Raw genomic sequence first — 22,431 nt, forward strand, 5'->3', positions numbered from 1 at the left:
CTAGATTAGATAGCAATTTTGCTTTAAAGTTTAATTTTGTTTAGGTGTGTAGAAATTAAAGAGAAAAAGTGTAGAAAACCAATAAGTGGTGTCTTTTAATTATTTGTGGAAGTTACATTTTATTTCAAATAGGAACTACCTATTTTTATAAAAAGTGCTAAAATAGAAAAATGAAAACAATTGGTTAGGGTGATTTCAGTGACAAAAATTAAATTAGGTTTATTATACGGTGGAAAATCAGCTGAGCATCAAGTTTCGTTACAAACGGCTCTTGCTGCTATTAAAGCATTAAATCAAGATAAATTCGAGATTCATCCAATTTATATTACAGAGCAAGGCCAATGGATGCGCGGTGAGCGTATTGAAGGCGAAGTAACAAATGTTGAGGCATTACAAATAAGTGGGGAAGAAAATACAATCTCTCCGGTATCATTAAGTACAGAAATTATCCCAACTGCAAATTCTAAACAAGAAGATGCAATTGATGTTATTTTCCCATTATTACATGGACCGAATGGTGAAGATGGAACAGTACAAGGATTATTAGAATTACTAAACATTCCATATGTAGGTAACGGTGTATTAGCATCATCTGCTGGTATGGATAAAGTTGTTATGAAAAATATCTTTGCAGAAGCTGGATTGAAACAAGCGGAATATGCATCTTTCATTCGTAGCGCATGGGAAAAAGATCGTGAAACAGCGTATGAAAAAGTAGAAGAAGTATTAGGATATCCTTGCTTCGTAAAACCAGCAAACCTTGGTTCAAGTGTTGGTATTAATAAGTGTAATGATCGTGAAGAGCTTGAGAATGCATTCGAAGAGGCATTCCAATTTGACCGTAAAATTATTGTAGAAGAAAATATTGTAGGTCGTGAAGTAGAAGTTGGTGTATTAGGTAATGATGAACCGAAATGTTCAGTTGTAGGTGAAATTGTACCGAAAAAAGATTTTTATGATTACAAATCGAAATACATCGATGGTGATACAGCGTTAATTATTCCAGCTGAAATGACAGAAGAAGAGTCTAATGTAATTAAGCGAGATGCAATTATTGCATTCCAATCATTAGATGGTTCGGGCTTAACACGAGCTGATTTCTTCTTAACGAAAGATGGAGAGGTATATATTAACGAAGTAAACACAATGCCAGGATTCACGCCATTTAGTATGTTCCCTCTATTGTGGCAACATACAGGGTTACCGTATCCGGAATTAATTGAAGAGCTAATTCGCTTAGCGATTGAGCGTCACGAAGAAAAACAAAAAATTAAATATACAATCTAACAAAAAAGGAGGAAGCACTATTCAGAGGAATAGTGCTTCCTCTATGTAAGGAGTGTTTTCATGATAAACCGAACGTTAAAACAAGTAGAGCAGATGATAAATGGCACTGGATTAGCAGAGCAGTATGAGGGAATTACTATACAAGGAGTGTCTATTGATACGAGGAAAATTGAAAAAGGAAATTTATATGTTCCGATTCAAGGTGAACGTTTCGATGGACATGCTTTTGTAGATAAAGCTGTTGAAAACGGGGCGATTGCTACATTATGGATGAAAGATGTAGAAAATCCACCTGAAAACCTTCCAGTTATTTTTGTAGAAGATACACTAGCAGCATTGCAAATGTTAGCGAAAAATTATCGTGATCAATTGGATGTAAAAGTTGTTGGTGTAACGGGTAGTAATGGTAAAACATCTACGAAAGATATTGTAACAAGTATTCTTGCGACTAAATTTAAAGTTCAAAAAACAGAAGGTAATTTCAACAACCATATCGGTTTACCCCTTACTATTTTAAATTTAGAGGAAAATACAGAAGTAGTTGTATTAGAAATGGGCATGTCAAGCCGAGGGGAAATTGAATTTCTATCTAAGTTAGCTCGTCCTAATGCAGCTATTATCACGAATATTGGCGAGGCACATTTAATGGATTTAGGCTCTCGTGAGGCGATTGCTGAAGCAAAGTTAGAAATTGTTACAGGTTTACAAAAGGGTGGCGTGTTCGTATATAATGGAGATGAGCCGCTATTAACGAATCGTGTTCCAGAAATGAATTTAGCAGCTGAAACAGTTACATTTGGTGATGCGAGAGCAAATGATTATTATCCAACTACTGTAACATTACAGGCTACTGGGACACACTTTAAGATGAACAGGGATGAAACTTTGTCATTCTATCTGCCAGTACTAGGAAAGCATAATGTATATAATACGCTTGCTTCAATGGCAATTGCAAAACATTTTGGTGTAACGTGGGAAGAAATGAAAAAGGGTTTAGTAACACTTCAAATGACAGGTATGCGTATGGAAATTGTAAAAACAGATAGTGGTTTAACAATTATCAATGATGCTTATAATGCTAGTCCAACAGCTATGGAAGCTGCGTTCCACCTAATGAATGGTTTAGATGGATTTGCTAAAAAAATTGTTGTACTAGGTGATATGTTAGAACTTGGAAATCAAGAAGTGCAATTTCATTATGAAGTAGGTAAATTAATTGATCCAGCAAAAATCTCATATGTATTCACATATGGTAGATTAGGGGCTCAAATTGCTGAAGGTGCAAAAATTAATTTCCCTAAAGACCGTGTAAAAGCGTATGATAGTAAAGAAGAGTTAATAAAAGAGTTGCAAGCAGTAGTCGGCATGAAAGATGTTGTATTAGTAAAAGCATCTCGCGGCATGAAATTAGAAGAAGTAATTACGATGTTGAAATAATTGGTGTATATAAATAGGGATGATAGCCACGAAAATAGTGGAAACTTATAATAAGCGCTTACAGTAAATGATAAAAAAATAAAAGTAAAGAAAAAAGCTCTGAATATGAAATAAGGTAACAGTTGGGGTTTGCTTTTTACACCTACAAAACTTATAATTGATAAAGTGTAATAACGTTTAGAAGTATTTTCGTGAAGAATATACGCCCGGTTATATACGTAAGTATTCAGGAAAAGGGCTTTTCCGCAAGTTCGGAAAACGCCTTTTTTTAAATGATAAGTATAGGATAGAAAAGGAGAAGTAACATTGACAACATTTCGAGAATTAGGATTAAGTGAGTCTTTACTACAATCTGTTGAAAGTATGGGCTTTGAAGAGGCTACGCCGATTCAAGCTGAAACAATTCCACATGCATTGCAAGGTAAGGATATTATTGGGCAAGCGCAAACAGGTACAGGGAAAACAGCAGCATTCGGATTACCACTATTAGATAAAGTGGATACAAATAAAGAAGCAGTTCAAGGTATTGTTATCGCGCCAACGCGTGAATTAGCAATTCAAGTTGGAGAAGAGCTATATAAAATTGGTAAACATAAACGTGTTCGTATTCTACCAATTTATGGTGGTCAAGATATTAACCGCCAAATTCGTGCTCTAAAAAAACACCCACACATTATTGTTGGTACGCCGGGTCGTATTTTAGATCATATTAACCGTAAAACACTTCGCTTACAAAACGTAGAGACTGTTGTTCTTGACGAAGCGGATGAAATGTTAAACATGGGCTTCATTGAAGATATTGAAGCGATTTTAACAGATGTGCCAGAAACACATCAAACATTATTATTCTCAGCGACAATGCCAGATCCAATCCGTCGTATTGCTGAGCGTTTCATGACTGAGCCTCAACACATTAAAGTAAAAGCAAAAGAAGTAACAATGCCAAACATTCAGCAGTTCTATTTAGAAGTGCAAGAAAAGAAAAAGTTTGACGTTTTAACACGCTTACTAGATATTCAATCTCCAGAGCTTGCAATCATATTCGGTCGTACAAAGCGTCGTGTTGATGAATTATCAGAAGCATTAAACTTACGTGGTTATGCAGCAGAAGGTATTCACGGTGACTTAACACAAGCGAAGCGTATGTCTGTATTACGTAAATTTAAAGAAGGTGCTATTGAAGTTCTTGTTGCAACAGACGTTGCTGCACGTGGTCTTGATATTTCAGGCGTAACACACGTATACAACTTCGATATCCCACAAGATCCAGAATCATACGTTCACCGTATCGGTCGTACTGGCCGTGCTGGTAAAAAAGGTATTGCAATGTTATTTGTAACACCACGTGAATCAGGACAATTAAAAAATATCGAGCGCACAACAAAACGTAAAGTTGATCGTATGGAAGCACCGACACTTGACGAGGCATTAGAAGGTCAACAACGTTTAATCGCAGAAAAGCTTCAAAGTGCAATCCAAAATGAAAACTTATCATACTACAAGCGTATTGCAGAAGAAATGTTAGAAGAGAATGACTCTGTAACAGTAGTAGCTGCTGCTTTAAAAATGATGACAAAAGAGCCAGATACAACTCCAATCGCTTTAACATCAGAACCACCAGTTGTTTCAAGAGGTGGCGGTTCTAAAAAACGCGGTGGTAACGGTAGCGGAGGCGGATACCGTGATGGTAACCGTAATCGTAGTCGTGATGGACGCGGCGGTGGCGATGGTCGTAACCGTGACCGCAATCGTGATGGTGGTAGCCGTGATGGACGCGGCGGTGGCGATGGTCGTAACCGTGATCGCAATCGTGATGGTGGTAGCCGTGATGGTAACCGTGGTCGTAGAGGTGAAGGTCAAGGTCGCCCTGGATCTTCTTCAAATGGACGCGGCGAAAGAAAACATCATAGCCGTCCACAAGCTTAATAAAAAAGAGAATGCCCTTTGCTGGCATTCTCTTTTTTTATTTCTGTAATTGTGCATACTACATAATAACTCGTATAGAAATGAGGTGCTATATGCTTGTAAGACTTGGGTATGTTGCGATGAGTGTGCATTTGAAGAATGCATCTCCATCTCAAACGATGACATATGCACAGTTTCAGCGGATTGATGATCGAGAGGCTGCGATTCGTAAACTCGAAAGAATTGCTAATTCGAATTTGGAAAATTGCTTACGGTTATTAAAGCATAATAAAGGACATGATGTATCTTTCTTTCGACTTAGTTCCAAGCTTATTCCTTTAGCGAATCATGAGGAGTTGTTAGATTGGAACTATATTCGTCCTTTAAAAGAAAATCTGAAAGAATTAGGTGAATATGCAATTCGTATGAATATGCGAATTGACTTCCATCCAGATCATTTTGTTGTGCTAAATTCACCTGAGGAGAGTATTTTCAAACAATCTGTAAAGACATTGCATATGCACAAAAAATTGTTAAAGGGTATGGGAATTGAACATAAGCAACGATGTGTATTACATGTGGGAGGAGGTTATAACGATAAGGAGCTCGCATTAGAACGCTTTATAGAAAATTGGTCAACTGTTCCAAGAGGTATTCAAGAGATGATTATATTAGAAAATGATGACACGACCTTTTCTTTAGAAGAAACATTGTATTTAGGTGAGAAATTAGACATTCCAGTTGTGTTTGATTTGCACCATCATATGATGAATAATGACCAGGAAGATTGGCATGAAGATTGGGCACGTGTTGTACATACGTGGGAATCTTCTTTGTTACCAGTTAAAATGCACATCTCCAGTCCTAGAGATGGAAAAGACTCGAGAGCACATGCAGATTTTATTGATGTAGATACCTTCTTATCTTTTTTGAAAAAGATAAAGGGGAGTGTTCCGCAAATTGATTGTATGATTGAGGCGAAGAAAAAGGACGAGTCTTTATTTCAACTAATGAGAGAGTTAAGTAAACAAACAGATGTGGAAATTGTCGATGGCGCGAGCTTTTATATTAAATAAGCTCTGCGCTATCGGTTTTTTTGTCCCGCTATTTGCGGGCAGTAAGACTCCCACCTCAAAATCCGGCGAATGCGAGGGGGTTAGGTGGGAGATCAAATGCCCGTAAAACCCCTGCTGATTAAAGTTTCACTTTATTAAAAAAGGGGTGCACATGCCGCCGATGATCAGTCCTGTTAAATGGCTTATAGGATTGGCAGAGGGATTAAAGAAAGTAAATAGTAGTAATATAAGTATCATTACTGAAAAAATAGCGATGTCTCTGGGTTTTGAAGAACGATGTCGACTATACAATAAAAATAATTGGGCACCTAGTAATCCGAAAATACCGCCAGATGCTCCAGCGTGAACATATTCAAGAGGCATAATAATATAAGAAGAAATATTTCCGAGAATGCCAGAAAGGAAAAAAATGATGATGAAAGAAAAGTGTCCTAGTTGCTTTTCAATAGAAGAACCGAGCACCAATAAACAAATGCTATTAGAAAGAAAATGATGTAAGTCTACGTGTACAAGTAGGGAAGTTATGACACGCCACCATTCTCCTTTAGCGATATATTCATTATAGGCTGCCATGGGAAAGAGAGAAAAGTCGCCTAACATAACCATGACTAATTGTATAAGAAGTAAAGAGAGGATAACTGGTTGTAATAGCATGCGAGCAGATTGTATTGGCATGTTGTTAGTATCACTCCTTTTGCATCAGAAAGATTCTCTGTTATTCTTACAATATGAATGAAGAAAGCTAAATAGAAGAAGGGGATTTTGAAATGATTATAGGGATTGGAATCGATATTATTGAGTTAAATCGAATTGAAAAAATGCTAGATGGAAAGCTTAAATTTATGGAACGTATTTTAACTGAAAGAGAACGTGGTGTTGCCGAGGGGCTGAAAGGAAGTCGTCTTACAGAATTCGTAGCTGGAAGATTTGCAGCAAAAGAGGCGTATTCTAAAGCGGTAGGGACCGGTATCGGGAAAGAAGTGAGTTTTTTAGATATTGAAGTAAGGAATGATGATAGAGGTAAACCAATTATCATTACAAATACAGAGCATATTGTTCATTTATCAATTAGTCATAGTAAAGAATTTGCTGTTGCTCAAGTTGTTTTAGAAAGCTCGTCACGCTAGTCTGCATATTTTATATCTTTGTCTCATATATTTGAGGTAGCGATAAGGAAGGCATATCTTCCATTCATTTATAGGGGCAAAGGGGCTGAAGTGATGAAAAGGCGTCTGTTTTTAGTTCTTGTCGGTTTATTGACCGTTTTTGTGTTGGCGGGTTGTATGGAAAAAAAACAGGAAGATGTTGTGAGAGATTTAGAATCGAAAGTTAAAAGTATGAAGAGTTATCAAGCTGAAGCGAAATTATCTATTAAAACAGGAAATGAACCTCAGGAGTATAACGTAGAAATTTGGCATAAAGAACCTTCGTATTATCGTGTGAATTTGCAGAATGCGAAAAAGGATCAGAGTCAAATTATTTTAAGAAATGATGAAGGTGTATTTGTATTAACACCCGCGCTAAATAAAAGCTTCCGTTTTCAAAGTGATTGGCCGCAAAATAGTAGCCAGGCTTATTTATATGAATCGCTTGTAAGAGATATTTTGCAAGATAAGAAAAATCTCTCTTTCGAGAAAACAGATAAATATTATGTGTTTAAAACAAAAACAAATTATCAACATCAAAATATGTTGCCGAAACAAGAAATTAAGTTGAATAAAAGTGATTTAACACCAGTCTCTGTGAAACTGATGGATAATGATCAAAATGTCCTTGTAAAAGTAGATTTCACTAAAGTAAAGTTTGATGCAAAGTTTGATAAAGGTGCATTTGATACGAAACAAAATATGTCTAGAGCACAAGTGGATGTTCAGACGGTAGCTAAAGAAGACAAACCGTTTGCTATTTTGTATCCACGTGATACGCCGCAAGGTATGACTTTGAAAGAGGAAGAAGAGTTGAAGACAGACAGTGGCAAGCGAGCAATACTCACATACACTGGAAGTAAGAAATCCTTTACTTTAATACAAGAAAAGGCAAAAGTTGCAGAGGCCTCATCAGCGGTAAGTGTAAGTGGAGAGCCGGTTGATCTTGGTTTCACAATTGGTGCATTGACGAAAGACTCTGTAACGTGGTCGCATAACGGAGTGGAATATATGCTTGTGTCTAAAGGTTTAGAGCCGAATGAGTTGTTGATGGTTGCTCGTTCGGTTACAGCGAAGCAGGTGAAGTAAACTTCTTAGACGTGGTGATATATGTGCACCACGTCTTTTCTTAGTTTGAAGGTGGATTTCATAAAAGAAGCATATAAAAGAATAAGCTTCGCATATCGTGTATAAGGAAGTGTATTTATGGAAAAAGCACCGTTTTACCGTGACACTTGGGTGGAAGTGGATTTAGATGCAATCTACAACAATGTTACGCATATTAAAGAGTTCATTCCAAGTGATGTAGAAATTTTTGCTGTAGTTAAAGCGAATGCATATGGGCACGATTATGTACCAGTGGCTAAAACCGCATTAGAAGCAGGGGCAACAAGATTAGCAGTTGCTTTTTTAGATGAAGCTTTAGTGCTTCGGAGGGCTGGTATTACTGCACCGATTTTAGTATTAGGTCCTTCCCCTCCGCGTGATGTAAATGTTGCTGCTGAAAATGATGTAGCATTAACTGTTTTTCAAAAAGAATGGGTGGAAGACGCGATAAAGCTCTGGGATGGTTCATCAATAATGAAATTCCATATTAATTTTGATAGTGGTATGGGGAGAATCGGAATACGTGAACGTAAAGAATTAAAGGGGTTCTTAAAGAGTTTAGAAGGCGCACCATTTTTAGAGTTAGAAGGAGTATATACACATTTTGCAACATCCGATGAGGTTGAGACTTCTTACTTTGATAAGCAATATAATACATTCTTGCAGCAGTTAAGTTGGTTGAAAGAATTTGGAGTGAACCCTAAATTTGTCCATACAGCCAATAGTGCTGCAACGTTAAGGTTTCAAGGGATTACATTTAATGCAGTGCGAATTGGTATTGCGATGTATGGACTATCCCCATCTGTAGAAATACGTCCTTTTTTACCATTTAAATTGGAACCAGCGTTGTCACTTCATACGAAGGTTGCTCATATTAAGCAAGTGATTAAAGGGGATGGGATTAGTTATAATGTCACATACCGAACGAGAACCGAAGAATGGATTGCGACAGTTGCGATTGGGTATGCAGATGGCTGGCTTAGAAGGTTGCAAGGATTTAAAGTGCTTGTAAATGGTGAAAGAGTACCGATTGTAGGGCGAGTAACAATGGATCAATTCATGATACATCTTCCTTGTGAAGTGCCACTTGGTACGAAAGTTACACTTATTGGGAGACAAGGTGATGAGTATATTAGTGCTACCGAGGTTGCTGAATATTCCGGGACTATTAATTATGAAATTATTGCAACGATAAGCTTCCGTGTACCGAGAATATTTATACGACATGGTAAAGTTGTAGAAGTAATCAATTATTTGAACGATATATAGAAGAAGGTATTATTACTCAGCATCTCGTCATTTGGAGGAGTTTCACTAATAAAGAATAGGCTCTTTTTTGCTAGGGAGCTTCTTTTTATAATTATTATTAATATAAGTTGCAATGAAATATTACTGAAGGATTGCTTGATTTCTTGTTTGAAAGAGATAAAAATTAAAAGAAGATGAATGTTTTATTTATGAATTGGAAAACATAAGCAAGGAATAAGGAAGTCTTTGCAACAGGCTCCATACAATGGTATTATTACAATAGGTGTCATATATATATTTGGGTGTGTAGTTGACGGTGGAGGTGTATTTTTGTGTCCGAATCAAGTGTAACTACTGAAATCGTGGTTCGGTTGCCAAAGCAAATGGTAACGGAATTGGACGGAATTGGAAAACAAGAGAATAAGAATCGCCATGAACTAATTTGCCAGGCAACACAACTGTTATTGCGTCAACATAAGACGAAGAAACGCTACCAACATGAATCAATGCGACGTGGGTACATTGAAATGGGAAAAATTAATCTTGGTATTGCATCTGAAGCTTTCTTAGCAGAGTATGAAGCAGCTCATACAGTAGAACGCTTAGTTAGCGGGGGGTAATATTTTGATTGTAAAACGCGGCGACGTGTATTTTGCAGACCTTTCCCCAGTTGTTGGTTCTGAGCAAGGAGGCGTTCGTCCGGTTCTTGTCATTCAAAATGACATCGGGAATCGTTTTAGTCCGACTGTGATTGTAGCGGCTATTACTGCACAGATTCAAAAAGCGAAATTACCCACTCATGTGGAAATTGATGCGAAAAAGTACGGTTTTGAGAGGGATTCTGTTATTTTACTTGAGCAGATTCGAACAATCGATAAGCAGCGCTTAACGGACAAAATCACTCATTTGGATGAAGTGATGATGAGTCGTGTAGATGAAGCGTTACAAATTAGTTTAGGACTAATAGATTTTTAAATCGGCAGTTTAAGTTGCTCTCTTTACAGGGCAACTTTTTTTTATTATAGAGGAGGTTACGGTTGGATATGGAAATGGTAGATAATCGACAAGGGTTAATGAAAATGTTAGTGAAAGAATTAGGCTTTACAGAAAAGCAAGTTCGTCATGTTATTCAATTAACAGAAGAAGGTAACACAGTTCCATTTATCGCTCGTTACCGAAAAGAATGGACAGGATCTCTAGATGAGGTGCAAATTCGTACAATCTTAGAAAGATGGCAATATATGATGCAATTAGAAAATAGGAAAGAAGAGGTTCTTCGTCTTATTGATGAAAAGGGTAAACTAACCGAAGAGTTGCGTCGTCATATTGTTGCTGCAATAAAACTTCAGGAAGTAGAAGATTTGTATCGTCCATATAAAGAAAAAAGAAGAACGAAAGCTACAGTTGCTAAAGAAAAGGGATTAGAACCGTTAGCTGAGTGGCTATTATTATATAAAAAAGAAAATCCAGCAGAGAAGGCTATGGAATTTGTTAATGTAGAAAAAGAAGTGGCGTCTGCAGAAGATGCGTTGCAAGGTGCGCAAGATATTATTGCGGAACTTGTTTCGGATAATGCGGCATATCGTAGTTGGATTCGCAATACTACTTTCCGAAAAGGGGTTATGTCTTCATCTGTAAAAGATAAAGAAAAAGATGAAAAGAATATATATGAAATGTATTATGGCTATGAAGAACCGTTGCAAAAGGTAGTGCCACATCGTGTGCTAGCTATGAATCGTGGTGAAAAGGAAGACGTATTAAGAATTTCTGTTATCACGCCAATTGAAGAAATTCTTCAGTTTTTACATAAAAAAATGATTCTTGATGAAGCTTCTAAAAGTGCGCATTATGTACAATTAGCGATGGAAGATGGATATAAGCGATTAATTCAACCTTCAATAGAAAGAGAAATTCGTAAAGAGTTAATGGAAACGGCCGAAGAACAAGCGATTCATATTTTCTCTGAGAATTTACGTAATTTATTATTACAACCTCCGATGAAAGGGAAAGTTGTGTTAGCGGTAGATCCAGCATATAGAACCGGTTGTAAATTAGCTGTAGTAGATGATACAGGAAAAGTTCTTTACATAGATGTTATTTATCCGCATCCGCCTGCTCGTAAATATGAGGATGCAAAAACGAAAATCATTTCAATTATAGATAAATATGAAGTTGAAATGATAGCGATTGGAAATGGTACAGCTTCGAGAGAAACGGAAGAATTTATAGTGGATGTATTACAAAATGTAGAACGAGATGTATTTTACATTATTGTAAATGAAGCGGGTGCTAGTGTGTACTCAGCATCTGATGTAGCTCGCGAGGAGTTTCCGAATTTACAGGTTGAAGAAAGAAGTGCTGTTTCAATTGGGAGACGTCTACAAGATCCACTTGCAGAGCTTGTGAAAATTGACCCTAAATCTGTTGGGGTGGGACAATATCAACATGATGTATCTCAAAAGAGATTAAATGAATCATTAACATTTGTAGTAGAGACGGCAGTTAACCGAGTTGGTGTTAATGTAAATACAGCTTCAGTTGCATTGTTGCAATATGTTTCGGGGTTATCAAAAACAGTTGCGAAAAATATTGTAGCTAAGCGTGAGGAAGATGGGAAATTCACGAAGCGAACTGAGTTAAAGAAAATCCCGCGTTTAGGTGCAAAAACATATGAACAATGTATCGGGTTTTTACGTATATTAGAAGGAGCGAATCCATTAGATCGTACAGGGATTCATCCAGAACAATATAAAAATGTTGAATTACTATTAAAGAGCTTAGGGTTATCGAAGAGTGATGTGGGGAAACCAAACTTGCAAAAGAGTTTAGAAGGAGTGGATATTTCTAAATTATCTCAAGAGACGGAGATTGGTGAGCCAACATTAGTTGATATTATGGATGCTTTAATTAGCCCGGAACGAGATATGAGGGATGAGTTGCCAAAGCCACTTTTGAAAAAGGGGATTTTAAAATTAGAAGATTTAAAGCGTGGTATGGAATTGGAGGGAACGATTCGCAATGTTGTTGATTTCGGTGCCTTTGTTGATATTGGTGTGAAGCAAGATGGTTTAGTACATATTTCTAAACTAAGCAAACAATTTGTAAAGCATCCATTAGATATTGTATCCGTGGGACAAATTGTAAAAGTATGGGTAGATGATATTGATACGAAAAAAGGTCGTGTTGCATTGTCAATGTTACCGATTGAATAGTAAGAAGAGAGAGCAGATGAAACTGCTCTTTTTTTTATGAACTGGAAAGTTTAATTGATTATGAGCTTTGATGTATTTTACTATAATAAAACCAGCATTCATTTAGTAACTTGATTTGATACCGGTTTTTTTCGAAATATGCACGTTGCATTTGTTTCTTTAGCCACGTGGGCATAGGAATCCCTCCTTGTTTAATCCTGCTCTCAAGAAAGTAGCTCCTTTTAGTTAAGGTAACTTTGATGAGAGGTTGGTGAGTGGATTTCTAGCAATGCTGCATTTTTAGAAATCACGCTTCTTGAATGAGGATGGGTATATGTACTATTTACTATATGTATAAGAAGGGAGAAAAGTGTAAAAATATTTTTTAGTTTAGGAGGAATGAGAATGGATGAGCAAGAAATTCAAAGGTTAGTGGAAGAGGTATCGTTACAATGCTTTGGAATGCCGTTTTTACATAAAGCGATGTTTAATAGTAGGTTACGTACAACTGGTGGGCGCTATCTATTGAAGAATCATAATATAGAATTGAACTATCGATATTACGAAATGTACGGTAAAGAAGAGTTAGTCGGGATTGTTAAACATGAACTTTGTCATTATCACTTACATATCACAGGAAAAGGGTATAAGCACCGAGATAGAGATTTTCGTGAGTTATTAGAGAAAGTAGGTGCACCACGTTTTTGTAAACGAATGATTAGTGAGGAGGAAACAAAAGTTTATACGTATGAATGTATGGGTTGTTCGTTTCAATATGTAAGAAGACGTCAAATAAATACACAAAGATATGTATGTGGAAAGTGCAAAGGACAACTAAAACTGGTAGTGAAAACATCTTGACAGTGAAAACGCAATCCAGTATATTATAAACATGTCCCGTTTGCGCAAGACGTTGTGAAAAAACTTCTTGACTTACGATGACAATTTTTATAAGATACAAATTGTCTTCATTATTCCGCAGTAGCTCAGTGGTAGAGCTATCGGCTGTTAACCGATCGGTCGTAGGTTCGAGTCCTACCTGCGGAGCCATATACAGAGAAGTACCCAAGTGGCTCAAGGGGCTCCCCTGCTAAGGGAGTAGATCGCTAACGCGGTGCGAGGGTTCGAATCCCTTCTTCTCTGCCATATATATTGGCCCGTTGGTCAAGTGGTTAAGACACCGCCCTTTCACGGCGGTAACACGGGTTCGAATCCCGTACGGGTCACCACTTCGGAGGATTAGCTCAGCTGGGAGAGCACCTGCCTTACAAGCAGGGGGTCGGCGGTTCGATCCCGTCATCCTCCACCATATAAATTATATAAATAATATTATCGCGGGGTGGAGCAGTACGGTAGCTCGTCGGGCTCATAACCCGAAGGTCGCAGGTTCAAATCCTGTCCCCGCAACCAAATGGTCCCGTGGTGTAGTGGTTAACATGCCTGCCTGTCACGCAGGAGATCGCCGGTTCGACCCCGGTCGGGACCGCCATTTTAACTTCTGCTATAGGGCAGTTGTTTTTTATTGGACATTATGGTACAATAACATTTGTCTTTGAAAAGAAGATAACTATTTCGATGGGCTATAGCCAAGCGGTAAGGCAACGGACTTTGACTCCGTCATGCGCTGGTTCGAATCCAGCTAGCCCAGCCATTTACGAGCCATTAGCTCAGTTGGTAGAGCATCTGACTTTTAATCAGAGGGTCGAAGGTTCGAATCCTTCATGGCTCACTTTTGTTTTTTTCGCGCGGTCGTGGCGGAACGGCAGACGCGCTAGGTTGAGGGCCTAGTGGGGGAAACCCCGTGGAGGTTCAAGTCCTCTCGGCCGCATCAAAAAATCTTTTAAAAAAGTACTTGCATTTGAAAATGTAGTATGATAAGATAATTGAGTCGCTAAAATACAACGACGAAAAAACATCATGAATAAGCGCCCGTAGCTCAATTGGATAGAGCGTTTGACTACGGATCAAGAGGTTAGGGGTTCGACTCCTCTCGGGCGCGCCATAACGGGAAGTGGCTCAGCTTGGTAGAGCACCTGGTTTGGGACCAGGGGGTCGCAGGTTCAAATCCTGTCTTCCCGACCACGCGGGTGTAGTTTAGTGGTAAAACAAGAGCCTTCCAAGCTCTGGTCGAGAGTTCGATTCTCTTCACCCGCTTTTAGTTCTTTGAAAACTGAACGAAACAAACAACGTGAACGTCAATTTTTATTTTTAGATGCTAGACAAACTAACTTTATTGGAGAGTTTGATCCTGGCTCAGGATGAACGCTGGCGGCGTGCCTAATACATGCAAGTCGAGCGAATGGATTAAGAGCTTGCTCTTATGAAGTTAGCGGCGGACGGGTGAGTAACACGTGGGTAACCTGCCCATAAGACTGGGATAACTCCGGGAAACCGGGGCTAATACCGGATAATATTTTGAACTGCATGGTTCGAAATTGAAAGGCGGCTTCGGCTGTCACTTATGGATGGACCCGCGTCGCATTAGCTAGTTGGTGAGGTAACGGCTCACCAAGGCAACGATGCGTAGCCGACCTGAGAGGGTGATCGGCCACACTGGGACTGAGACACGGCCCAGACTCCTACGGGAGGCAGCAGTAGGGAATCTTCCGCAATGGACGAAAGTCTGACGGAGCAACGCCGCGTGAGTGATGAAGGCTTTCGGGTCGTAAAACTCTGTTGTTAGGGAAGAACAAGTGCTAGTTGAATAAGCTGGCACCTTGACGGTACCTAACCAGAAAGCCACGGCTAACTACGTGCCAGCAGCCGCGGTAATACGTAGGTGGCAAGCGTTATCCGGAATTATTGGGCGTAAAGCGCGCGCAGGTGGTTTCTTAAGTCTGATGTGAAAGCCCACGGCTCAACCGTGGAGGGTCATTGGAAACTGGGAGACTTGAGTGCAGAAGAGGAAAGTGGAATTCCATGTGTAGCGGTGAAATGCGTAGAGATATGGAGGAACACCAGTGGCGAAGGCGACTTTCTGGTCTGTAACTGACACTGAGGCGCGAAAGCGTGGGGAGCAAACAGGATTAGATACCCTGGTAGTCCACGCCGTAAACGATGAGTGCTAAGTGTTAGAGGGTTTCCGCCCTTTAGTGCTGAAGTTAACGCATTAAGCACTCCGCCTGGGGAGTACGGCCGCAAGGCTGAAACTCAAAGGAATTGACGGGGGCCCGCACAAGCGGTGGAGCATGTGGTTTAATTCGAAGCAACGCGAAGAACCTTACCAGGTCTTGACATCCTCTGAAAACTCTAGAGATAGAGCTTCTCCTTCGGGAGCAGAGTGACAGGTGGTGCATGGTTGTCGTCAGCTCGTGTCGTGAGATGTTGGGTTAAGTCCCGCAACGAGCGCAACCCTTGATCTTAGTTGCCATCATTAAGTTGGGCACTCTAAGGTGACTGCCGGTGACAAACCGGAGGAAGGTGGGGATGACGTCAAATCATCATGCCCCTTATGACCTGGGCTACACACGTGCTACAATGGACGGTACAAAGAGCTGCAAGACCGCGAGGTGGAGCTAATCTCATAAAACCGTTCTCAGTTCGGATTGTAGGCTGCAACTCGCCTACATGAAGCTGGAATCGCTAGTAATCGCGGATCAGCATGCCGCGGTGAATACGTTCCCGGGCCTTGTACACACCGCCCGTCACACCACGAGAGTTTGTAACACCCGAAGTCGGTGGGGTAACCTTTATGGAGCCAGCCGCCTAAGGTGGGACAGATGATTGGGGTGAAGTCGTAACAAGGTAGCCGTATCGGAAGGTGCGGCTGGATCACCTCCTTTCTATGGAGAATTGATGAACGCAGTTCATCAATAAACGTTGACTTGTTTCGTTTCGTTCAGTTTTGAGAGAACTATCTCTCAAGTTTAAATGTATGTTCTTTGAAAACTAGATAACAGTGTAGCTCATATTTTTTTAATTTTAGTTTGGTTAAGTTAGAAAGGGCGCACGGTGGATGCCTTGACATTAGGAGTCGATGAAGGACGGGACTAACGCCGATATGCTTCGGGGAGCTGTAAGTAAGCTTTGATCCGAAGATTTCCGAATGGGGAAACCCACTATACGTAATGGTATGGTATCCTTACCTGAATACATAGGGTATGGAAGACAGACCCAGGGAACTGAAACATCTAAGTACCTGGAGGAAGAGAAAGCAAATGCGATTTCCTGAGTAGCGGCGAGCGAAACGGAATCTAGCCCAAACCAAGAGGCTTGCCTCTTGGGGTTGTAGGACATTCTATACGGAGTTACAAAGGAACGAGGTAGACGAAGCGACCTGGAAAGGTCCGTCACAGAGGGTAACAACCCCGTAGTCGAAACTTCGTTCTCTCTTGAATGTATCCTGAGTACGGCGGAACACGTGAAATTCCGTCGGAATCTGGGAGGACCATCTCCCAAGGCTAAATACTCCCTAGTGATCGATAGTGAACCAGTACCGTGAGGGAAAGGTGAAAAGCACCCCGGAAGGGGAGTGAAAGAGATCCTGAAACCGTGTGCCTACAAATAGTCAGAGCCCGTTAATGGGTGATGGCGTGCCTTTTGTAGAATGAACCGGCGAGTTACGATCCCGTGCGAGGTTAAGCTGAAGAGGCGGAGCCGCAGCGAAAGCGAGTCTGAATAGGGCGTTTAGTACGTGGTCGTAGACCCGAAACCAGGTGATCTACCCATGTCCAGGGTGAAGTTCAGGTAACACTGAATGGAGGCCCGAACCCACGCACGTTGAAAAGTGCGGGGATGAGGTGTGGGTAGCGGAGAAATTCCAATCGAACCTGGAGATAGCTGGTTCTCCCCGAAATAGCTTTAGGGCTAGCCTTAAGTGTAAGAGTCTTGGAGGTAGAGCACTGATTGAACTAGGGGTCCTCATCGGATTACCGAATTCAGTCAAACTCCGAATGCCAATGACTTATCCTTAGGAGTCAGACTGCGAGTGATAAGATCCGTAGTCAAGAGGGAAACAGCCCAGATCGCCAGCTAAGGTCCCAAAGTGTGTATTAAGTGGAAAAGGATGTGGAGTTGCTTAGACAACTAGGATGTTGGCTCAGAAGCAGCCACCATTTAAAGAGTGCGTAATAGCTCACTAGTCGAGTGACTCTGCGCCGAAAATGTACCGGGGCTAAATACACCACCGAAGCTGCGAATTGATACCAATGGTATCAGTGGTAGGGGAGCGTTCTAAGTGCAGTGAAGTCAGACCGGAAGGACTGGTGGAGCGCTTAGAAGTGAGAATGCCGGTATGAGTAGCGAAAGACGGGTGAGAATCCCGTCCACCGAATGCCTAAGGTTTCCTGAGGAAGGCTCGTCCGCTCAGGGTTAGTCAGGACCTAAGCCGAGGCCGACAGGCGTAGGCGATGGACAACAGGTTGATATTCCTGTACCACCTCTTTATCGTTTGAGCAATGGAGGGACGCAGAAGGATAGAAGAAGCGTGCGATTGGTTGTGCACGTCCAAGCAGTTAGGCTGATAAGTAGGCAAATCCGCTTATCGTGAAGGCTGAGCTGTGATGGGGAAGCTCCTTATGGAGCGAAGTCTTTGATTCCCCGCTGCCAAGAAAAGCTTCTAGCGAGATAAAAGGTGCCTGTACCGCAAACCGACACAGGTAGGCGAGGAGAGAATCCTAAGGTGTGCGAGAGAACTCTGGTTAAGGAACTCGGCAAAATGACCCCGTAACTTCGGGAGAAGGGGTGCTTTCTTAACGGAAAGCCGCAGTGAATAGGCCCAAGCGACTGTTTAGCAAAAACACAGGTCTCTGCGAAGCCGTAAGGCGAAGTATAGGGGCTGACACCTGCCCGGTGCTGGAAGGTTAAGGAGAGGGGTTAGCGTAAGCGAAGCTCTGAACTGAAGCCCCAGTAAACGGCGGCCGTAACTATAACGGTCCTAAGGTAGCGAAATTCCTTGTCGGGTAAGTTCCGACCCGCACGAAAGGTGTAACGATTTGGGCACTGTCTCAACCAGAGACTCGGTGAAATTATAGTACCTGTGAAGATGCAGGTTACCCGCGACAGGACGGAAAGACCCCGTGGAGCTTTACTGTAGCCTGATATTGAATTTTGGTACAGTTTGTACAGGATAGGCGGGAGCCATTGAAACCGGAGCGCTAGCTTCGGTGGAGGCGCTGGTGGGATACCGCCCTGACTGTATTGAAATTCTAACCTACGGGTCTTATCGACCCGGGAGACAGTGTCAGGTGGGCAGTTTGACTGGGGCGGTCGCCTCCTAAAGTGTAACGGAGGCGCCCAAAGGTTCCCTCAGAATGGTTGGAAATCATTCGTAGAGTGCAAAGGCATAAGGGAGCTTGACTGCGAGACCTACAAGTCGAGCAGGGACGAAAGTCGGGCTTAGTGATCCGGTGGTTCCGCATGGAAGGGCCATCGCTCAACGGATAAAAGCTACCCCGGGGATAACAGGCTTATCTCCCCCAAGAGTCCACATCGACGGGGAGGTTTGGCACCTCGATGTCGGCTCATCGCATCCTGGGGCTGTAGTCGGTCCCAAGGGTTGGGCTGTTCGCCCATTAAAGCGGTACGCGAGCTGGGTTCAGAACGTCGTGAGACAGTTCGGTCCCTATCCGTCGTGGGCGTAGGAAATTTGAGAGGAGCTGTCCTTAGTACGAGAGGACCGGGATGGACGCACCGCTGGTGTACCAGTTGTTCTGCCAAGGGCATAGCTGGGTAGCTATGTGCGGAAGGGATAAGTGCTGAAAGCATCTAAGCATGAAGCCCCCCTCAAGATGAGATTTCCCATAGCGTAAGCTAGTAAGATCCCTGAAAGATGATCAGGTTGATAGGTTCGAGGTGGAAGCATGGTGACATGTGGAGCTGACGAATACTAATAGATCGAGGACTTAACCATATAATATGAAGCAAATGTTATCTAGTTTTGAAGGAATATACCTTCAATAGTTTGGTGATGATGGCAGAGAGGTCACACCCGTTCCCATACCGAACACGGAAGTTAAGCTCTCTAGCGCCGATGGTAGTTGGGACCTTGTCCCTGTGAGAGTAGGACGTCGCCAAGCTATTTATATCATCGCGGGGTGGAGCAGTACGGTAGCTCGTCGGGCTCATAACCCGAAGGTCGCAGGTTCAAATCCTGTCCCCGCAACCAAATGGTCCCGTGGTGTAGTGGTTAACATGCCTGCCTGTCACGCAGGAGATCGCCGGTTCGACCCCGGTCGGGACCGCCATTTTATATAAAGAAAAGAACGAAACAAGTTGTTTCGTATTTTTTTATTTGTTTTAACAAAAAACTAATAAAGACAGTCAAACTATCCTTAGGAAAACTCCTAAGGACTTTTTTATATATTTAAAACCTGTATAATAAAGAGCAGAGAACTTTGTGAGTAAAGTAGGTGAAGTCTGTGAGTAAATATGAAATAACAACAAAATCTTCCGAAGAAACCCAGCGATTATCAGAAAAATTAGGGGGACTTGTAAAGGTACAAGATGTAATTATTTTAGAAGGTGATCTTGGAGCTGGCAAGACGACTTTTACAAAAGGACTAGCAAAAGGTCTTGGAGTGAAAAGAGTCGTAAATAGTCCTACCTTCAATATTATTAAAGAATATAAAGGAAGATTACCGCTATATCATATGGATGTGTATCGTTTAGCGGAAAGTGAAGAAGATTTAGGATTTGATGAGTATTTCTATGGTGAAGGGATTACAGTAGTAGAATGGGCTCATTTAATAGAAGCATATTTACCGAATGAGAAGTTGCAAATTAGTTTATTCCATGCTGGAGATGATACAAGGAAAATTGTACTCGAGCCAATTGGAGATCGCTATACTAGATTATGTGAGGAGCTATTACAAGATGAAAGTACTAGCAATTGATACTTCAAATTACGTAATGGGTGTATCCCTTATTGAGGAAGGGAACGTGATTGGGGAAATCATTACAAATTTAACAAAAAACCATTCTGTACGTCTTATGCCAGCTGTAGAGAAACTGTTAAAAGAATGCGGTGTAAAACCGAAAGAATTGACTAAAATTGTTGTAGCAGCTGGACCAGGATCATATACAGGTGTTCGTATAGGTGTGACAGCTGCAAAAACATTAGCTTGGTCACTTCAAATACCAATTGTAGGTGTATCAAGTTTAGAAGTGGTGGCTGCAAATGGTACTAATTTTAATGGACTAATTTGTCCTTTATTTGATGGCCGACGTGGTCAAATTTATACGGGGTTATATACATATGAAGGAGAGCATATAACTTCAATAGAAGAAGACCGAATTATTCTTATTGTTGACTGGTTGCAAATGTTAAAAGATAAAGAACAGCCTGTTTTATTTATTGGTAACGATGTTAAATTGCATAAAGAAACAATTGTAGAATATTTAGGTGATCAAGCTGTATTTGCTCCGTTCACTAAGAATAACCCAAGACCAAGTGAATTAGCATTTTTAGGATTACAAAAAGAAGAACAAGACGTGCATACGTTTGTTCCTAGCTATCTTCGTTTAGCTGAAGCTGAAACAAAATGGTTAGAAAGTCAAAAACAATAGGGGCCTACAGAAGATGGATATGATATTTAGAAAGATGGCACTCAATGATATTGCTCAAATTGTAGCTATTGAAGAAGCATCTTTTTCAACCCCTTGGACTGCAGATGCCTTTCACCGTGAATTAGAGGTGAATGAACATGCACATTATGTCGTGCTAGAAAAAGATGGTCTCGTAATTGGATATTGTGGATTGTGGATAATTCTTGATGAATCACATGTAACAAATATAGCTATCCTGCCAGAATACAGAGGTCAAAAGCTAGGGGATGCCTTATTGAAAGAAGTCATTTCCGATGCGAAAGGGTTAGGAGTAAAAACAATGACACTTGAAGTACGCGTGTCAAATGAAGTAGCAAAGCAGTTATACAGAAAATACGGATTTCAAAATGGTGGGATTCGTAAACGATACTATGCAGACAATCAGGAAGATGGTCTTGTAATGTGGGTGAATATATAATGGAAAAAAATACGATTATACTTGGTATTGAAACAAGCTGTGATGAAACAGCTGTAGCGGTTGTTAAAAATGGAACGGAAATCATTGCGAATGTCGTTGCATCACAAATTGAAAGTCATAAGCGTTTTGGCGGAGTTGTACCAGAGATTGCATCCCGTCATCATGTAGAAGAAATCACAGTTGTGTTAGAAGAAGCTTTAAAAGAAGCGAATATCACTTTTGATGATATTGATGCAATTGCTGTAACAGAAGGACCAGGTTTAGTTGGAGCACTTTTAATAGGTGTAAATGCAGCGAAAGCTGTGGCTTTTGCTCATGATATCCCTCTAGTTGGTGTTCATCATATTGCTGGTCATATTTATGCGAACCGTTTAGTAAAAGAAGTACAATTCCCGTTACTATCGCTAGTTGTATCCGGTGGGCATACGGAGCTTGTTTATATGAAAGAACATGGTTCATTTGAAGTGATTGGTGAAACGCGAGATGATGCTGCAGGAGAAGCTTACGATAAAGTAGCTCGTACATTATCAATGCCTTATCCAGGTGGTCCTCATATCGATCGTCTTGCGCATGAAGGAAAACCAACAATTGATTTGCCTCGTGCATGGTTAGAACCTGATTCGTATGATTTCAGCTTTAGTGGATTGAAATCAGCAGTTATCAACACTGTGCATAACGCAAAACAACGCGGTATAGAAATTGCACCAGAAGATTTAGCAGCAAGTTTCCAAGAAAGTGTAATAGATGTACTTGTAACGAAAGCGTCTCGTGCAGCAGAAGCTTATAATGTAAAACAAGTGCTTCTTGCTGGTGGAGTAGCTGCTAATAAAGGGCTTCGTGCACGTTTAGAAGTAGAATTTGCACAAAAAGAAAATATAGAGCTAATTATTCCTCCGCTATCTTTATGCACAGATAATGCAGCGATGATTGCAGCTGCAGGTACAATTGCATACGAACAAGGAAAACGCGCTACATTAGCTTTAAATGCAAACCCAGGATTAGATATTGAAGCATAGTTATACACAAAATTAACCACAGCTTGTGGATAAAACCTATATTATCTGTTGATAATA

General features: G+C 40.7%; 17 protein-coding genes, 14 tRNA genes and 3 rRNA genes. 32 read left to right on the top strand and 2 right to left on the bottom strand.

The features are described from left to right. Positions 1–198 precede the first annotated feature (198 nt). The 4 genes from KPL75_RS15405 (at position 199) to uvsE (ending at position 5,705) form a co-directional block, all read left to right on the top strand. Positions 199–1,287 carry a D-alanine--D-alanine ligase gene (locus KPL75_RS15405; RefSeq protein WP_219916890.1) on the top strand — a complete coding sequence of 363 codons (1,089 nt, stop codon included), beginning with the start codon at positions 199–201 and terminating at the stop codon, positions 1,285–1,287. 60 nt (positions 1,288–1,347) lie between these two features. Next, positions 1,348–2,724, top strand: coding sequence for a UDP-N-acetylmuramoyl-tripeptide--D-alanyl-D-alanine ligase (murF, locus tag KPL75_RS15410; protein WP_219916891.1), 1,377 nt, complete (start codon positions 1,348–1,350; stop codon positions 2,722–2,724). A gap of 306 nt (positions 2,725–3,030) precedes the next feature. After that, positions 3,031–4,650 (top strand): degradosome RNA helicase CshA, encoded by a 1,620-nt coding sequence (locus KPL75_RS15415; RefSeq protein WP_219916892.1) that lies wholly within the window; start codon positions 3,031–3,033, stop codon positions 4,648–4,650. 92 nt (positions 4,651–4,742) lie between these two features. After that, entirely contained in the window at positions 4,743–5,705 is a 963-nt protein-coding gene (gene uvsE / locus KPL75_RS15420; protein ID WP_219916893.1) for a UV DNA damage repair endonuclease UvsE, read from the top strand. A gap of 126 nt (positions 5,706–5,831) precedes the next feature. Here uvsE and KPL75_RS15425 read toward each other — a convergent pair whose 3' ends face one another. Continuing rightward, positions 5,832–6,380, bottom strand: a complete 549-nt coding sequence (locus KPL75_RS15425; protein ID WP_219916894.1) for a rhomboid family intramembrane serine protease — start codon at positions 6,378–6,380, stop codon at positions 5,832–5,834. Between the two features lie 92 nt (positions 6,381–6,472). On the opposite strand from KPL75_RS15425, the gene acpS reads away from it, so the two are divergent. The 6 genes from acpS to KPL75_RS15455 all read left to right on the top strand — a co-directional run bounded on the left by acpS (position 6,473) and on the right by KPL75_RS15455 (position 12,417). Next, positions 6,473–6,832, top strand: coding sequence for a holo-ACP synthase (gene acpS, locus KPL75_RS15430; protein WP_002029438.1), 360 nt, complete (start codon positions 6,473–6,475; stop codon positions 6,830–6,832). A 156-nt stretch (positions 6,833–6,988) separates the two neighbouring features. Next, on the top strand, positions 6,989–7,939 hold the full coding sequence (locus KPL75_RS15435; protein ID WP_219921113.1) for a LolA family protein: 951 nt from the start codon (positions 6,989–6,991) through the stop codon (positions 7,937–7,939). 117 nt (positions 7,940–8,056) lie between these two features. Continuing rightward, positions 8,057–9,226 carry an alanine racemase gene (gene alr, locus KPL75_RS15440; RefSeq protein ID WP_002151404.1) on the top strand — a complete coding sequence of 390 codons (1,170 nt, stop codon included), beginning with the start codon at positions 8,057–8,059 and terminating at the stop codon, positions 9,224–9,226. Between the two features lie 311 nt (positions 9,227–9,537). Then, entirely contained in the window at positions 9,538–9,825 is a 288-nt protein-coding gene (locus KPL75_RS15445; protein WP_000004570.1) for an antitoxin EndoAI, read from the top strand. A gap of 4 nt (positions 9,826–9,829) precedes the next feature. After that, a complete protein-coding gene (gene ndoA, locus KPL75_RS15450; RefSeq protein WP_000635965.1) occupies positions 9,830–10,180 on the top strand; it encodes a type II toxin-antitoxin system endoribonuclease NdoA in 351 nt (116 codons plus the stop codon). Positions 10,181–10,248: 68 nt separating this feature from the next. Further along, positions 10,249–12,417, top strand: coding sequence for a Tex family protein (locus KPL75_RS15455; protein ID WP_219921114.1), 2,169 nt, complete (start codon positions 10,249–10,251; stop codon positions 12,415–12,417). A 58-nt stretch (positions 12,418–12,475) separates the two neighbouring features. Here the strand turns inward: KPL75_RS15455 and cmpA are convergent, their stop codons facing one another. Beyond that, a complete protein-coding gene (cmpA, locus tag KPL75_RS15460; RefSeq protein WP_001143642.1) occupies positions 12,476–12,592 on the bottom strand; it encodes a cortex morphogenetic protein CmpA in 117 nt (38 codons plus the stop codon). A 209-nt stretch (positions 12,593–12,801) separates the two neighbouring features. On the opposite strand from cmpA, the gene KPL75_RS15465 reads away from it, so the two are divergent. The 22 genes from KPL75_RS15465 (at position 12,802) to tsaD (ending at position 22,374) form a co-directional block, all read left to right on the top strand. Continuing rightward, complete coding sequence (locus tag KPL75_RS15465; protein WP_219916895.1) at positions 12,802–13,257, top strand: SprT family protein; 456 nt, start codon at positions 12,802–12,804, stop codon at positions 13,255–13,257. Between the two features lie 114 nt (positions 13,258–13,371). Further along, a tRNA-Asn gene (locus KPL75_RS15470) sits at positions 13,372–13,446 on the top strand. Between the two features lie 5 nt (positions 13,447–13,451). Next, positions 13,452–13,542 (top strand) — tRNA-Ser (locus KPL75_RS15475). An 8-nt stretch (positions 13,543–13,550) separates the two neighbouring features. Next, positions 13,551–13,625: transfer RNA gene (locus KPL75_RS15480), tRNA-Glu, on the top strand. 4 nt (positions 13,626–13,629) lie between these two features. Then, positions 13,630–13,705, top strand: a tRNA-Val gene (locus tag KPL75_RS15485). 24 nt (positions 13,706–13,729) lie between these two features. Next, positions 13,730–13,806 (top strand) — tRNA-Met (locus tag KPL75_RS15490). A 3-nt stretch (positions 13,807–13,809) separates the two neighbouring features. Further along, positions 13,810–13,885: transfer RNA gene (locus KPL75_RS15495), tRNA-Asp, on the top strand. Positions 13,886–13,972: 87 nt separating this feature from the next. Further along, positions 13,973–14,047, top strand: a tRNA-Gln gene (locus KPL75_RS15500). Positions 14,048–14,052: 5 nt separating this feature from the next. After that, positions 14,053–14,125: transfer RNA gene (locus tag KPL75_RS15505), tRNA-Lys, on the top strand. A gap of 16 nt (positions 14,126–14,141) precedes the next feature. After that, positions 14,142–14,224: transfer RNA gene (locus KPL75_RS15510), tRNA-Leu, on the top strand. Positions 14,225–14,321: 97 nt separating this feature from the next. After that, positions 14,322–14,398: transfer RNA gene (locus KPL75_RS15515), tRNA-Arg, on the top strand. A gap of 3 nt (positions 14,399–14,401) precedes the next feature. After that, positions 14,402–14,478 (top strand) — tRNA-Pro (locus KPL75_RS15520). A 1-nt stretch (position 14,479) separates the two neighbouring features. Further along, positions 14,480–14,550, top strand: a tRNA-Gly gene (locus KPL75_RS15525). A gap of 76 nt (positions 14,551–14,626) precedes the next feature. Then, positions 14,627–16,178, top strand: a 16S ribosomal RNA gene (locus KPL75_RS15530). Positions 16,179–16,324: 146 nt separating this feature from the next. Beyond that, positions 16,325–19,246: ribosomal RNA gene (locus KPL75_RS15535) — 23S ribosomal RNA — on the top strand. A 50-nt stretch (positions 19,247–19,296) separates the two neighbouring features. Next, positions 19,297–19,412 (top strand): 5S ribosomal RNA (gene rrf / locus KPL75_RS15540). The 16S, 23S and 5S rRNA genes sit together here with 14 tRNA genes alongside, the layout of an rRNA operon. A 12-nt stretch (positions 19,413–19,424) precedes the next feature. Beyond that, a tRNA-Met gene (locus tag KPL75_RS15545) sits at positions 19,425–19,501 on the top strand. 3 nt (positions 19,502–19,504) lie between these two features. Further along, positions 19,505–19,580 (top strand) — tRNA-Asp (locus KPL75_RS15550). A 174-nt stretch (positions 19,581–19,754) separates the two neighbouring features. Further along, entirely contained in the window at positions 19,755–20,228 is a 474-nt protein-coding gene (tsaE, locus tag KPL75_RS15555; RefSeq protein WP_219916896.1) for a tRNA (adenosine(37)-N6)-threonylcarbamoyltransferase complex ATPase subunit type 1 TsaE, read from the top strand. Beyond that, complete coding sequence (gene tsaB / locus KPL75_RS15560; protein ID WP_219916897.1) at positions 20,209–20,901, top strand: tRNA (adenosine(37)-N6)-threonylcarbamoyltransferase complex dimerization subunit type 1 TsaB; 693 nt, start codon at positions 20,209–20,211, stop codon at positions 20,899–20,901. The genes tsaE and tsaB overlap by 20 nt, the downstream gene beginning before the upstream one ends. A 13-nt stretch (positions 20,902–20,914) precedes the next feature. Beyond that, a complete protein-coding gene (rimI, locus tag KPL75_RS15565) occupies positions 20,915–21,358 on the top strand; it encodes a ribosomal protein S18-alanine N-acetyltransferase (protein ID WP_219916898.1) in 444 nt (147 codons plus the stop codon). Next, positions 21,358–22,374, top strand: coding sequence for a tRNA (adenosine(37)-N6)-threonylcarbamoyltransferase complex transferase subunit TsaD (gene tsaD, locus KPL75_RS15570; protein WP_219916899.1), 1,017 nt, complete (start codon positions 21,358–21,360; stop codon positions 22,372–22,374). Before rimI ends, tsaD begins: the two co-directional genes overlap by 1 nt. The last annotated feature ends 57 nt before the right edge of the window (positions 22,375–22,431 follow it).

Source organism: Bacillus sp. NP247 (genome assembly GCF_018966865.1).
Lineage (GTDB): Bacteria > Bacillota > Bacilli > Bacillales > Bacillaceae_G > Bacillus_A.